The following is a 14275-nucleotide window of genomic DNA, read 5'->3' as shown; positions in this document are numbered from 1 at the left end:
GACACGGAGCGAGGAACACCATGTCGATGAGGAAAGCAGCCCCGCTGGCCGCTCTCGCCGCCACCGCACTCACCCTGAGCGCGTGCGCGCAGAGCGACCGCGACGAGTCGGGCGACGGCGGTGGCGGTGGCGGCAGCAGCGCGGACGGCACCTTCACCTTCGGCGCCGCCGGCGCGCCCGAGGTCTTCGACCCCTTCTACGCCAGCGACGGCGAGACCTTCCGCGTGACCCGCCAGATCTTCGAGGGCCTCGTCGAGGTCAAGGAGGGCGGCTCCGAGATCGGGCCCGGCCTCGCCACCGAGTGGGAGCCGTCCGCGGACGGCACGACCTGGACCTTCACCCTGCGCGACGGCGTGAAGTTCACCGACGGGGAGACCTTCGACGCCGAGGCCGTCTGCGCCAACTTCGAGCGCATGGCCGACCAGAACGCGACCGCCCAGGCCGGCCCGGCCGAGTACTGGGCCTACTCGATGGAGGGCTTCGGCAAGGAGTCCCTCTACCGCAGCTGCTCCGCCAAGGACGCGCAGACCGTGGAGCTGAAGATCGCCCGCGCGACCTCGAAGTTCCCCGCGATGCTCTCGCTGTCCGCCTTCGCCATGCAGTCGCCGAAGGCGCTGGAGGAGGGCAAGGCCAACGAGGTCAAGAAGCAGGGCGAGGGCTTCGCCTACCCGGCGAACTCGAAGAACCCGGTCGGCACCGGCCCGTACACCTTCGGGAAGTACGACGAGGCGAACAAGACCGTCACCCTCGAGCGCAACGACGACTACTGGGGCGAGAAGGCGAAGAACGCCAAGGTCGTCTTCAACATCATCCCCAACGAGAGCACCCGCCGGCAGGAGCTCGAGGCCGACAGCATCAACGGCTACGACCTGCCCAACCCGGTGGACTGGAAGGGTCTGGAGGACGACGGCAACAAGGTCGAGATCCGCGACCCCTTCAACATCCTCTACGTCGCCTTCAACCCGGAGAAGAACCCTGCGCTGAAGGACCTCAAGGTCCGCCAGGCGCTCGACATGGCCGTCAACCGCGAGCAGCTCGTCAAGTCGCAGCTGCCCGAGGGCGCCTCCGCCGCGTCCCAGTTCATCCCCGACACCGTCGAGGGCTACAACAAGGACGTCGCGGTCACCGAGTACGACCCCGAGGGCGCCAAGAAGCTGCTCAAGGAGGCCGGCGAGGAGAACCTCGAGCTGACCTTCGCCTACCCGAGCGAGGTCACCCGCCCGTACATGCCCAACCCGCAGAAGATCCACGAGGCCATCCGCAAGGACTTCGAGGCGGTGGGCGTGAAGGTCAAGGTCGTCACCAAGCCGTGGAACGGCGGCTACCTCGACGGCGTCGACAACGGCCAGTTCGACGCGTGGCTGCTCGGGTGGACCGGTGACTACAACACCGCGGACAACTTCATCGGCACCTTCTTCGGCAACCTCAAGTCCAACGACTTCCACACCTCGGCGACGGACTTCGGTGCCGACCTGAGCAAGGAGCTCAAGGCCGCCGACACCACGGTGGACGAGGGTGAGCGGGCCTCGATGTACGAGGACCTCAACAAGAAGATCCACGACGAGTACGTCCCCGGCCTGCCGATCTCGCACTCCCCGCCGGCCATCGTCGTCAACGAGGACGTCGAGGGTCTGGTCGCCAGCCCGCTGACCGCCGAGCGCTTCTCCTCGGTCTCCGTCGGCGGCAAGTGACGCCCAACCGCAGGTGACCTCGTGACGGGGCCGCCTCGACCACCCGGTCGAGGCGGCCCCCGTCCGCGATCCACGTCAGGAGCGCATCCGTGCTGAGATTCATCATCCGCCGGCTCATGCAGCTGGTGCTCGTCGTCTTCGTCCTCTCGCTGCTGCTCTTCCTGTGGCTGCGGGCCCTGCCCGGCGGCATCGTCTCCGCGATGCTCGGCGAGCGGGCCACCCCGGAGAGCCGCGCCCGCCTCACCCACGAGCTCGGGCTCGACGAACCCATCTGGGTCCAGTACTGGACCTTCCTCAAGCGGGCGGTCACCGGGGACTTCGGCGTCTCCAACGGCGTCCAGCCGGGCAAGCCCGCGATGGAGCTGCTCCTCGACCGCTTCCCCGCGACGATCGAGCTGAGCGTGCTGGCCCTCGTGATCGCGATCGGCCTGGCCCTCCCCCTCGGCTACCTCGCCGCCAAGCGGCACGGCAGCATGCTCGACAACCTCAGCGTCGTCGGGTCGCTCGTCGGCGTCGCGGTCCCCGTCTTCTTCCTCGCCTTCCTGCTGCGCTACCTCTTCGCGCAGGAGCTGCACTGGCTCCCGGTCTCCGGCCGGCAGGAGGTCGACGCCACACGCGTCACGGGCTTCTTCGTCCTCGACGGCTTGCTCACCCGGGAGTGGGACGCCGCATGGGACGCGCTCAAGCACCTGCTGCTGCCGGCGATCGCCCTGGCCTCCATCCCCTTCGCCATGATCTTCCGGATCACCCGGGCCAGCGTGCTCGAGGTCCTCGACGAGGACTACGTGCGCACCGCCGAGTCCAAGGGCCTCACCCAGCGGGTCGTGCGCGGCCGCCACGTCATGCGCAACGCGCTGCTGCCGGTCATCACGGCCATCGGTCTGCAGATGGGCGGGCTGCTCGCCGGCGCCGTCCTCACCGAGTCGGTCTTCAACCTCGCCGGCATCGGTGACGCCCTGCGACAGGCCTTCAGCCTGCGCGACTACCCGGTCCTGCAGGTGCTCATCCTCGCGGCCGCGTGCACGTACGTGCTCGTCAACCTGCTCGTGGACATCCTCTACGCCGTCGTCGACCCCCGAGTGAGGACCCGATGAACTCCCGTCGCAAGCAACGCATCGACGCGCTCGCCGCGAGCAGCGGCACGACGACCGTCGCCGAGGCCGGGCACATCAAGGACACCGGCGGGGTCGGCCTGGTCGCCTCGGCGTGGCGACGGCTGCGCCGCAACCCGATCTTCCTCCTCGGCCTGGCCATCACGATCGCCTTCATCGTCCTGGCGGTCATCGCGCCGTGGATCGCACCGCACGACCCGGCCGACAACCCGCTCATCGACAAGGTCAGCCCGCAGTCCAACCCCATCCCCGGCCCGGAACCCGGCTACCCCCTGGGCGCCGACAGCTCCGGCCGCGACTTCCTCTCCCGGCTCATCGTGGGCAGCCGCCAGACGCTGATCGTCGGGGTCGCCGCGACCATCGGCGGGCTCGGCGGCGGGCTCGTCCTCGGCACCCTCTCGGGGGCCTTCGGCGGGGCGGTCGACGCCGTCATCATGCGCGTCGTCGACGTCATGCTCTCCATCCCGAGCCTGCTGCTCGCCTTCTCCATCGCGGCCATCGCCGCGCGGCCGAGCCAGTGGACGGTCATCATCGCCATCGCGGTCGTGCAGGTGCCGATCTTCGCCCGGCTCCTGCGGGGCTCGATGCTCGCGCAACGCAGCAAGGACCACGTCCTCGCGGCCCGCGCCCTCGGCGTCAGGCGTTCGGCGATCGTGCTGCGGCACATGCTGCCCAACTCGCTCGGGCCGGTCATCGTGCAGACGACGCTCGTGCTCGCGACCGCCATCATCGATGCCGCCGCGCTGTCCTACCTGGGCCTCGGGCTGCCCGACGACCGTGTCCCCGAGTGGGGGCAGATGCTCGGCACCTCCGAGACCTACTTCCAGGACCACCCGCACCTCGCCGTCTACCCCGCGCTGTGCATCATCGTCGTCGCGCTCGGGTTCACCCTCATGGGTGAGTCGCTGCGCGAGGCCCTCGACCCCAAGAGCCGGAGGTGAGCGGCATGGCGACCGCCTCGACCCACCGGGCCGCCGACGCGGCCTCTCCCCTGCTGTCCGTGCGCGACCTGTCGGTGACCTTCACCCGGCAGGGGGCCGAACCCTTCGTCGCCGTCGACGGCGTGAGCTTCGACGTCCAACCCGGCCAGACCATCGGCCTCGTCGGCGAGTCCGGCTGCGGCAAGTCCGTGACCTCGCTCGCGATCATGGGCCTGCTGCCCACCCGCGGCAACAAGGTCACCGGCACCGTCGAGCTCGAGGGGACCGACCTGCTGGGCCTGTCCGACAAGGAGATGCGCGCGCGCCGGGGTCGTGACGTCGGCATGATCTTCCAGGACCCGCAGTCCTCCCTCAACCCCGTCGTCCCCATCGGTCGGCAGGTCACCGAGGTCCTCGAGCGGCACAAGGGCATGTCCCGCAAGGAGGCGACGCCGCACGCCCGCGACATGCTCGCCAAGGTCGGCATCCCCGACCCGGACCGCCGGCTGCGGGACTACCCGCACCAGCTCTCCGGCGGGATGCGGCAGCGGGCGCTCATCGCCATGGCGCTGTCCTGCGAGCCGCGGCTGCTCATCGCCGACGAGCCGACGACCGCGCTCGACGTGACGATCCAGGCGCAGATCCTCGCGCTGCTGCGCGAGCTCGTCGAGGACACCGGCACGGCCCTGATCATGATCACGCACGACCTCGGGGTCGTGGCGGGGCTCTGCGACGAGATCAACGTCCTCTACGGCGGTCGGATCGTCGAGCGCGCGGAGCGCCACGCGCTCTTCGGCGAGCCCCGACACCCCTACACCGGTGGGCTGCTCGCCAGCGTGCCGAGCCTGGACGGCGAGCGCGGAGCACGGCTCGAGCCGGTCCCGGGGTCGGTGGCCGACAACCTGCCGTGGACGAGCGCCTGCGCCTTCGCCCCGCGCTGCTCGAGCGCGACCGACCACTGCCGGGAGGCGACGCCGGCGCTCGCCCTGAGCGGGTCCCGCGCCCTGCGCTGCTTCAACCCCCTCGCCGGCGAGCCCTCGCCCGCCGAGGGCGCGACGACCGAGGAGGTCCGATGACGACCACGACCGAGCCGCAGACCCCGTCCGGCACCGCGGCCCACGACGTCCTCGTCGACGTGCGCGGGCTCAAGGTGCACTACCCGATCACCAAGGGCGTCGTCTTCGACAAGGTGGTCGGCCACGTCTACGCGGTCGACGGCGTCGACCTGCAGATCCGCCGTGGCGAGACCTACGGCCTCGTCGGCGAGTCCGGCTGCGGCAAGTCCACGCTCGGCCGGGCGATCCTGCACCTCGAGCCGACGACCGACGGCACCGTGACCTTCGACGGCGAGCCGATCAGCACGCTCACGGGCGAGGACCTGCGCCGCCGGCGCAAGGACCTGCAGATGGTCTTCCAGGACCCGATGGGCAGCCTCGACCCGCGGCAGAGCGTCGAGGCGCTGCTCGTCGAGGGCATGAAGGCCCACGGCATCGTCAGCAACGCCAAGGAGGCGCAGCCGCGGCTGCGCCAGCTCCTCGCCGACGTCGGCCTGCCCCCCGCGGCGCTCAAGAAGTACCCCCACGAGTTCTCGGGGGGCCAGCGCCAGCGCATCGGCATCGCCCGGGCGCTGAGCGTCAACCCCGAGCTCATCGTCGCCGACGAGCCGGTCTCGGCCCTGGACGTGTCCGTGCAGGCGCAGGTCATCAACCTCATGTCGGACCTGCAGGACGAGTACGAGCTGACCTACCTCGTCATCGCCCACGACCTCGCCGTCGTGCGCCACATCTCCGACCGGGTCGGCGTCATGTACCTCGGCGGGATCGTCGAGGAGGCCCCGGCCGACGGCCTGTACGCCGCTCCCCTGCACCCCTACACGCGGGCGCTGCTGTCGGCCGTCCCCGTCCCGGACCCGGTCGTCGAGGACACGCGGGAGCAGATCCTCCTCACGGGCGACCTCCCCTCGCCGGCCAACCCGCCCACCGGCTGCCGCTTCCACACCCGCTGCCCCTGGCGGCAGGAGACGATGTGCGACACCGACCGGCCTCAGCTGCGCGTGGTCGAGATCCGCGGAGCCCTCGGGGACGACGCCGGCCCGGAGCACAAGGTCGCCTGCCACTGGGCCGAGCAGATCGCCTCCGGCGAGCTGCAGCCGCACGCGGTGACCGGCTCGGTGGACGAGACCGGGGCGCGCCTGGCCGCGGAGGCCGAGGCCGAGCGCATCACCGGGGACATCCCCTTCGCCTGACCGTCACCGCCCCGCACCACGACGAAGGGGGCGCCCCACCGGTGATCCGGCGGGGCGCCCCCTTCGCGCGTCCTGCGGTCGGCCTCAGGCGCCGGCCGTCGAGGTGTCCGGCGAGGCAGTGCCGGTGGCACCACCGGCCTGGCCGGCGACCACCGCGTCGGACTGGTCCACGAGGCCCTGCCCGGCGAAGAGACCACCGCCCTGCTGGTCGCTGACGTCCTCGGTCCGGACGATGACCCGCGGCTCGGCGAAGTGACAGCGCGAGAGGTGCTCTCCGTCACCGTCGCTGCGCAGCTCCAGCAGCGGGGTCTCCGTCGTGCAGATGTCCTGCGCCTTCCAGCAGCGGGTGTGGAAGTGGCAGGCCGAGGGCGGGTTGGCGGGTGACGGGACATCGCCCGAGAGGACGATCTGGTCACGCTGCCCACGCAGCGTCGGGTCCGGCACCGGCACCGCGGACAGCAGCGCCTGCGTGTACGGGTGCGTCGGCCGCGAGTAGATGTCGTCCTCGTCGCCGATCTCGACGATGCGGCCGAGGTACATGACCCCGACCCGGTCGGAGATGTGGCGCACGACGGACAGGTCGTGGGCGATGAAGATGTAGGACAGCCCGAGCTCGTCCTGCAGCTTTTCCATCAGGTTGATGACCTGGGCCTGCACCGACACGTCGAGGGCGGAGACCGGCTCGTCGCAGATGAGCACCTTGGGGTTGAGCGCGATGCCGCGCGCGATCCCGATACGCTGCCGCTGGCCACCGGAGAACTGGTGCGGGTAGCGGTTGATGTGCTCGGGGTTGAGGCCCACGAGCTCGAGGAGCTCCTGGACCCGCTGCTTGCGCTTGCCCTTGGGCACGACGTCCGTGTGGATCTCCAGGGGCTCGGCCACGATCTCACCGACGGTGCGTCGCGGGTTGAGCGAGGTGTAAGGGTCCTGGAAGACGATCTGGATGTCGCGACGCAGCTTGCGCATGTCACTGCCCGACTGGGAGTACATGTCGGTGCCGTCGAAGGTGACGGTGCCCTCCGTCGGCTCCTCGAGCCGCATCAGCAGGCGACCCAGGGTGGACTTGCCGCACCCGGACTCACCGACGATGCCGAGCGTCTCGCCCTTGTAGAGCTCGAAGTCGACACCGTCGACGGCCTTGACGTGGCCGACGGTCGTGCGGAGCACACCACCCTTGATCGGGTAGTGCTTCTTCAGGCCCTGGGCCTTGAGGATCACATCAGGCATCGAGCACCTCCTGGCTGAAGTGGCAGGCCGACTGGCGCATCGGACCGACGTCGAGCAGCTCGGGGCGCTCGGTGCGGCAGATGTCCTGCGCCATGACGCAGCGCGGGTGGAAGGCGCAGCCGGGCGGGATGCGGGTGAGGTTCGGCGGCAGACCGCCGATGGCCGAGAGCTTCTGGCCCTTCTGGTCCAGACGCGGGATCGACTCGAGCAGCCCCTTGGTGTACGGGTGCGCGGGCTTCGCGTAGATGTCGTTCACCTCGGCGCGCTCGACGATCCGCCCCGCGTACATGACGGCGATCCGGTCGGCGACGTCGGCGACGACGCCGAGGTCGTGCGTGATGAGGATCAGACCCATCCTGAACTCCTCCTGCAGCTCCTGCAGGAGGGCCATGATCTGGGCCTGGACCGTCACGTCGAGTGCCGTCGTCGGCTCGTCCGCGATGAGGATCTTGGGGTTGAGGGCGATGGCCATCGCGATCATGATGCGCTGGCGCATGCCGCCGGAGAACTGGTGCGGGTAGGCCTTGACGCGGTCCTTGGCGCCGGGGATGTTGACCCGCTCCATGAGGCGGACCGCGTTGGCGTAGGCGTCCGAGCGGTTCATCTTCTGGTGGACGCGGAACATCTCGCCGATCTGCCACCCGACGGGGAAGACGGGGTTGAGGGAGCTCAGCGCGTCCTGGAAGACCATCGAGATCTCCGGGCCGCGCATCTTGCGCCGCTCCTCCTCGGGCATCGTCAGGATGTCGCGACCCTTGTAGAGGATCCGTCCGCCGGGGATCTTGGCGGGCGGCATGTCGAGGATGCCCATGATCGCCTGGGCGGTCACCGACTTGCCCGACCCCGACTCGCCGAGGATCGCGAGGGTCTCGCCCTCGTCGAGGCTGAAGTTCACGCCGTTGATCGCCTTGGCCACGCCCTCATGGGTGTGGAACTCGACGTACAGGTCGTCCACCTCGAGGAGGTGCTCGCCCGCTGGTGTCGTCGTGCTCATGTACTCGTTCACCTGACTCTCAGCGGCTCTTGGGGTCGAAGGCGTCACGCACGGCGTCGCCGAGCATGATGAACGCCAGGACCGCCAGGCTGAGGAAGAGGGCGGGGAAGAAGAGGATGTGCGGCGAGGCCCGCACCGTCTGCAGCGAGTCGCTGATCATGACGCCCCACGAGACGGTCGGCGGACGCAGACCGATACCGAGGAAGGACAGCGTCGCCTCGGCCGCGATGTAGGCACCGAGGTTGATCGTCGAGACGACGATCGCCGGTGCCATCGCGTTCGGCAGGACGTGCCGGCGGATGATCCGCATCGGCGAGGCGCCGAGGGCCCGGGCCGCCTGGACGTAGTCGTTGGGCTTGACCTGGATGACCGAGGAGCGCATGAGGCGCATGAGGCTCGGCCAGCCGAAGATCACGAAGACGAGCACGACCTGGATGATCACGCCGAGGTAGCCCTGGATCGGGATGCCCAGCAGCTTCTCGGTGTCCTGCAGCGAGGACAGGAAGATGATGCCCGAGAGCAGCAGCGGGATGGCGAAGAAGATGTCGCCGATGCGGCTGATCAGGGTGTCGACGGTGCCACCGACGTAGCCGGCCACCAGCCCGAGGAAGGAGCCGAGGAGCAGCACGCCGAGCGTCGCGAGGACACCGACGAGGATCGAGGCCCGGGCGCCGTAGACGGTACGCGTGTAGATGTCGGCGCCCTGGATGTCGGTGCCGAACCAGTGGTCTGCGCTCGGACCCTGACGGGCGATGCTCAGGTCGTTGAACTTCAGGTCGTAGGGCGTGAAGATCGACGGGAACGCGGCCATCAGCATGAGGACGACGATCAGCACGCTGGAGATCCAGAAGAGCGGGTTGCGCTTCAAGGACTGGAACGCGTCCGAGGTGAGCGAGCGCGCCTGACCGGTGTCCTGCGTCGTGTCCGCGGCGAGGGCCCCGCCGCGGGTCGTCGTGGCGCCGACCTCGTCCTCGCCGGGTCCGGGCTGGGTGGCGACGTCGCGCGTCGCGTGGTCGTCAGTCATTGCTGATCCTCGGGTCGAGGGCGCCGTAGAGCAGGTCGACGAGCAGGTTCACGAGGAGGTACACGATGACCAGCGCCGTGACCGCACCGACGACGGCGACGCCGTCCCGGTGGCGGATGCCCTCGAAGATGTACCCACCGACACCCTGGATGCTGAAGATGCCCTCGGTGACGATCGCGCCACCGAGCAGGGCACCGAAGTCATAGCCCATGAAGGTGATGACGGGGATCATCGAGTTGCGCAGCGTGTGCACACCGATGATCCGGCGCGGGGTCAGCCCCTTGGCCTTGGCCGTGCGCACGTAGTCGGACTTCACGTTCTCGGCGATGTTGGTCCGCATGAGGCGTGCGATGTACGCCAGCGACGTCGAGCCGAGCACGATCGCCGGCAGGATGAGCGCCGTGAACTCCGGGTTCTTGCCGCGGGCGAGCGGCGGCAGGAGCTCGAGGTTGAGGCCGATCGTGTACTGCAGGACGGTACCGATGACGAAGACCGGCACCGAGATGACGAAGAGGGTGCTGACGAGGACGAGGTTGTCGATGAACCCGCCCTTGCGCAGGCCGGCGAGGACACCGGCGGCGATGCCGAGCACACCCTCGAAGGCGAGGGCCATGACACCGAGCTTGGCCGTGACCTGGAAGCGCTCGGCGAGCTCCTCGGAGACGGGGCGGCCGAACTGGTTCTCACCGAGGTCACCCTGGGCGACGTCCTTGGCGTACTCGTAGTACTGGATCGGCAACGGCTCGTTCAGGTGGTACTTCTCGTTGAACGCGGCGATGTAGGCCGGCGGGCAGGGCCGCTCACCACACTTGCCAGCCGTGGGGTCACCCGGCATGGCGAAGACCATGGCATAGATCAGGAACGTGGAGAAGATGATCACCGGGATCATCTGGAGCAATCGACGGACGATGTACTTGCCCACGGCACCTCCTTCGGATCTGGGACGCACCTCGACCCGGGGTGCCGGGGGAGGCTAACTCATGTGCATGTGACCGACGCTACGCCGTGCGGACGCCGGTCGGCACGACTACCGGCCGGCCATCTCGAGTGGGGATGGCCGGCCGGCGGTCGTGCGTCGTCAACCCTGGGTCAGGGTCAGCTCTTGACCTTCATCGCGGCCAGGTCGGGGTTGCCGAACGGGGTCGCCTGGACGTCGGAGACGTTCTCGGACCAACCGATGATGGTCTTGCCGTACCACGTCGGGATGGTCGTGAACTCCTTGGCGATCATGCCCTCGGCCTCCTGGTACAGCTTGTTGGCCTCCTCGGGCGTCTCGGCGGCACCGGCCTCACGCATCTTCTTCTGGAAGTCGTCGTTGGCGTAGCCGTAGTAGTTCGAGCTCGCACCCTTGCCGTAGATCGGCGAGAGGTAGTTCTCGATGGACGGGTAGTCCATGACCCAGCCCATGCGGAACATGCCCTTGAGCTCGTCGTTGCCGAGCTTGGTCAGCATGGTCGCGAAGTCGACCGTGGGGGTCGCGACGCAGTCGATGCCGAGGGTCTTGTTGATCGAGTTGCACACGGCCTCGGTCCAGCCCTTGTGGCTGGCGTCACCGTTGTACGTCAGGGTCAGCTTGCCCTCGTAGCCGCCACCCTCCTTGAGCAGCTGCTTGGCCTTCTCCGGGTTGAACTCGCAGAACTCGCCGCAGGTGCCCTCCTTGTAGCCGTCGACGACCGGGGAGACCCAGCCGGTGGCGGGGGTGAAGGCGTCGTTGAAGATCTGCTTGACGATCGTCTTGCGGTCGATCGCCATGGAGAGGGCCTGACGGACCTTGACGTCCTTCAGCTTCGGGTCGACGTGGTAGTTCATGCCGATGAACTGGAGGGTGGAGTTCTCCTTCTCCAGGTAACGACCCTCACCGAGGTCGTCCTTGAACTTGTTGTCGACGAGGGCGCTCGCGGGGATCTCGCGGACGACGTCGAGGTCACCGGACTGCAGGGCCACGTACGCGGCGTCGGAGTCCTGGTAGTTCTGGAAGATGATCTTGTCGGCGTTGCCCCCGAAGTCACCGGAGTAATCGGCGAACTTGCTCAGGGTGATCGCCTGGTTCTTCTCCCAGGAGTCGAGCTTGTACGGCCCGGCCGCGATCGGCTTGTCGCCGAACTTCTCCGGGTCCTCGAAGAAGGAGTCGGGCTGCGGCGCGAAGGCGGTGTAGCCCAGGCGCAGCGGGAGGTTGGAGACCTTCTCCGTGGTCTTGATCGTGAAGGTGTGGTCGTCGACGACCTTGAGGCCCGTGAGCTCCTTGGCCTTCGGCGCACCCTTGCCGGCGCACGGCTTCTTCTCGTCGTCACCGGTGCACTGCAGGTCCGCGAAGCCCTCGATGGGCTCGTAGAAGTAGCTGCCCTGCTGACCGTTCTCGCCGTTGGCGGTGTAGTTCCACGCGTCGACGAAGTTCTTGGCCAGGACCTCGCTCCCGTCGTGGAACTTGTAGCCCTTCTTCAGCTTGACCGTGAAGGTCTGGTTGTCGTCGGTCTCGATGGACTCGGCGATGTCGTTCTCGGGCTCGGCCGTCTCCGGGTTGTAGTGGACCAGCTTCGCGGTCAGGACGTCGAGGACGTCACCGCCACAGGTCTCAGCGGTGTTACCCGCGACGAGCGGGTTCTCCGGGTTGCAGCCGGACGCGGTGATGGTGCCGCCCTCGCCACCGCCCGAAGTGCTTTCGTCGTCGCTGCCGCCGCCACAGGCGGTCGCGAGGAGCGCGACCGCGGAGATGCTGGCAACAGCCATCGCGCGAGACTTGACTCGCATGGATGTCCTCCTACGTCATGCCGCCGGGAAGGCGGGTTCATACGGCGTTCCCGACGGTCCGGGTCCACCCCTGGGCGCAGCGCTGTCGCGACTGCTCCGCACATCAAAAACCACGCGGCGGGCCCAGACCACGAACCGGTGTGGGGTGAGACACAACTGTGACTCTTCGGTGACCGCTCCGGCACCCCGCGCGGGAGATGCAGGGTTATCCCTCGACGAGGTCGTCGAGCAGCACCGGCCGGCGGTCCGGCCCGGCCAGCGGCAGGCGCCAGTTGGGGTACTCCTCGTCGGTCCCGGGCTGGTTGATCGCACGCACGTCGCCGACGAGGTCGGTGAGCGCCACCCCACGCATCCGCGAAGGGGTCTGGCCGATCCACGCGTGCAGCGCCGCCACGACCGCAGCGACCGGGGCGTCGACGTCCTCGATCAGGCCCCGCTCCCGCAGGGCCTCGCGCACGGCGCGGACACTCCCTTCCTCCGCCGCGCGCTCCTCCTCCACGGGCCGGGTCAGCAGGCCCAGCCGCTCGCGGATCGCCACGTGCTCCAGCGCGAGGTAGCCCGCGCTCGGCGGGAGGTCGTGCGTCGTGACGGTGGCCAGGCACAGCTCCCGGTAGTCCTCGGGCGGCAGCGGGCGGCCGTCCTCGCCCCACTCGAACCACGCGACGCTCGTGCCGAGCACGCCGCGCTCGAGCAGGTGCTCGCGCACCCACGGCTCGACGACCCCGAGGTCCTCACCGACGACGAGGCACCCGGCCCGGTGGGCCTCGAGCGCCAGGATGCCGACGAGGGCCTCGTGGTCGTAGCGCACGTAGGCGCCCTCGCCCGGCGCGTGGCCCTCCGGCACCCACCACAGGCGGAACAGGCCGATGATGTGGTCGATGCGCAACCCACCGGCGTCGGACAGCACCGCGTGCAGCATGTCGCGGAAGGGGGCGTAGCCGAGCTCGGCGAGCCGGTCCGGGCGCCACGGCGGCTGGGACCAGTTCTGCCCCAGCTGGTTGAACTGGTCCGGCGGGGCTCCGACGTCGATGCCGCGCGCGAGCGCGTCGCCGAGCGCCCAGGCGTCGGCCCCCTCGGGGTGGATGCCGACCGCGAGGTCGGCGACCACGCCGATCCCCATCCCGGCTGCCCGCAGCCGCGCCTGCGCGGCCGTGAGCTGCCCGCGCACGACCCACTGCAGCCACACGTGGAAGGAGATCTCCGCGCGGTGCGCGTCCCGGTGGGCCGCCACGGCGTCCGATGCCGGGTCGTGCAGCTCCTGCGGCCACTGCGTCTCCCACAGCGTCCCGTGCTCGGTCGCGAGGCTGCACCACGTCGCGAAGTCGACGAGCGCCTGACCCTCGCTGGCGTGCAGCGCCGCGACCCCGGACGCGTGGTCCTCGGCGAGGTACCGGTAGGCGATCCGCAGGGCGGCCTGCTTGAGGGCCCAGGCTGCGTCGCGGTCGATCGTGTCCGCGGCGTTGAGAGCCGCCGCCTCGGCCACGAGCGCGTCGTACTCCGTGCGTGCCGTGGTCGGCAGCGCATCGAGGCCGGGTACCTGCCGCAGGTCGGTGTAGACGGGGTTGAGGAACCGGCGCGAGGTCGGCAGGTAGGGCGAGGGCTCCATCGGCGCGACCGGCTCGGCCGCGTGCAGCGGGTTGACGAGCACGAAGTGCGCGTCGTGCGCGCGAGCGGCCCACTCCCCCAAGGTCGCCAGGTCGCCGAGGTCCCCGATGCCCTGGCTGCCGGAGCCACGCACCTGGTACAGCTGCGTCATGAGCCCGGTCCGGGGCTCCTCCGCGAGCACGGGGGGCAGCTCCAGCCGCTGCGGGACGGTGACGAGCACCGCCCGGTCGCTCCCCGGGTGCAGCAGCGCGTCGGTCCGGGCCACGAGCTCGTGCCAGCCGAGCGGCAGGTCCGCCGGCACCGCGAACGCGGCCTCGCCCACGAGCGCGCCGTCGACCTCGGCCGGCTCCACGACGTGCTCGAGCTGATCGAGGTCGCGGCGGGCCCCCCCTTCGAGCACGACGTGGACGGCCACCTCGCTCCCGTGCGGCACGTGCACGAGGAGGCGAAGGGGGTCCCCCTCACGCTGCACGACGGTCGGGGGCAGCGTCCGGCGCCACGGCGCGGTCCGGGCCCGCTCGAGGCCCGCGGCGACCTCGGCCTCGCTGCCGACGTCCTCGCCCATGGCCTGGAGCACCGCCCGCAGGGTGTCCTCGGGAACATCGCGGTGCTCGCCGCGCCAGTCCCACCACTGGGTGTCGACCCCCCGCGCGGCGGCCAGGTGGACGATCAAGGAGGTCGCATCCGTCACGGCCCCACCTTCCAGCAG

Annotated in this window: 11 protein-coding genes; 5 read left to right on the top strand and 6 right to left on the bottom strand. The window is 69.6% G+C overall.

What is annotated here, in order from left to right; genetic code table 11:
• Positions 1 to 20 precede the first annotated feature (20 nt).
• The 5 genes from ABC138_RS06770 to ABC138_RS06750 all read left to right on the top strand — a co-directional run bounded on the left by ABC138_RS06770 (position 21) and on the right by ABC138_RS06750 (position 5968).
• Positions 21 to 1691 (top strand): ABC transporter substrate-binding protein, encoded by a 1671-nt coding sequence (locus tag ABC138_RS06770; RefSeq protein ID WP_345913094.1) that lies wholly within the window; start codon positions 21 to 23, stop codon positions 1689 to 1691.
• 89 nt (positions 1692 to 1780) lie between these two features.
• Complete coding sequence (locus ABC138_RS06765) at positions 1781 to 2785, top strand: ABC transporter permease (protein WP_345913093.1); 1005 nt, start codon at positions 1781 to 1783, stop codon at positions 2783 to 2785.
• Complete coding sequence (locus tag ABC138_RS06760) at positions 2782 to 3744, top strand: ABC transporter permease (protein WP_068325801.1); 963 nt, start codon at positions 2782 to 2784, stop codon at positions 3742 to 3744. The genes ABC138_RS06765 and ABC138_RS06760 overlap by 4 nt, the downstream gene beginning before the upstream one ends.
• A 5-nt stretch (positions 3745 to 3749) precedes the next feature.
• Entirely contained in the window at positions 3750 to 4799 is a 1050-nt protein-coding gene (locus tag ABC138_RS06755; RefSeq protein WP_338538597.1) for an ABC transporter ATP-binding protein, read from the top strand.
• Positions 4796 to 5968: an oligopeptide/dipeptide ABC transporter ATP-binding protein gene (locus tag ABC138_RS06750; protein ID WP_068325807.1), complete on the top strand. Its 1173-nt coding sequence runs from the start codon at positions 4796 to 4798 to the stop codon at positions 5966 to 5968. The genes ABC138_RS06755 and ABC138_RS06750 overlap by 4 nt, the downstream gene beginning before the upstream one ends.
• An 84-nt stretch (positions 5969 to 6052) precedes the next feature.
• On the opposite strand, the gene ABC138_RS06745 is transcribed toward ABC138_RS06750, so the two are convergent.
• From ABC138_RS06745 to malQ, 6 genes are all read right to left on the bottom strand, one after another.
• On the bottom strand, positions 6053 to 7195 hold the full coding sequence (locus ABC138_RS06745; RefSeq protein ID WP_338538598.1) for a dipeptide ABC transporter ATP-binding protein: 1143 nt from the start codon (positions 7193 to 7195) through the stop codon (positions 6053 to 6055).
• The gene (locus ABC138_RS06740) at positions 7188 to 8189 is read right to left on the bottom strand and encodes an ABC transporter ATP-binding protein (protein ID WP_068329025.1); all 1002 of its coding nucleotides are present in this window, start codon (positions 8187 to 8189) and stop codon (positions 7188 to 7190) included. Before ABC138_RS06740 ends, ABC138_RS06745 begins: the two co-directional genes overlap by 8 nt.
• Before the next feature lie 19 nt (positions 8190 to 8208).
• Positions 8209 to 9213 (bottom strand): ABC transporter permease, encoded by a 1005-nt coding sequence (locus ABC138_RS06735; protein ID WP_338538599.1) that lies wholly within the window; start codon positions 9211 to 9213, stop codon positions 8209 to 8211.
• Positions 9206 to 10135 carry an ABC transporter permease gene (locus tag ABC138_RS06730; protein WP_068325836.1) on the bottom strand — a complete coding sequence of 310 codons (930 nt, stop codon included), beginning with the start codon at positions 10133 to 10135 and terminating at the stop codon, positions 9206 to 9208. The genes ABC138_RS06735 and ABC138_RS06730 overlap by 8 nt, the downstream gene beginning before the upstream one ends.
• A 173-nt stretch (positions 10136 to 10308) precedes the next feature.
• A complete protein-coding gene (locus ABC138_RS06725; protein WP_245634728.1) occupies positions 10309 to 11940 on the bottom strand; it encodes an ABC transporter substrate-binding protein in 1632 nt (543 codons plus the stop codon).
• A 226-nt stretch (positions 11941 to 12166) separates the two neighbouring features.
• Positions 12167 to 14257 (bottom strand): 4-alpha-glucanotransferase, encoded by a 2091-nt coding sequence (malQ, locus tag ABC138_RS06720; RefSeq protein WP_345913092.1) that lies wholly within the window; start codon positions 14255 to 14257, stop codon positions 12167 to 12169.
• Positions 14258 to 14275 lie beyond the last annotated feature (18 nt).

This window comes from Janibacter sp. LM (assembly GCF_039631275.1).
GTDB classification, from domain to species: domain Bacteria; phylum Actinomycetota; class Actinomycetes; order Actinomycetales; family Dermatophilaceae; genus Janibacter; species Janibacter terrae.
The sequence above is the reverse complement of the archived record's forward strand: the minus strand, read 5'-3'. Positions and strand labels throughout refer to the sequence as shown.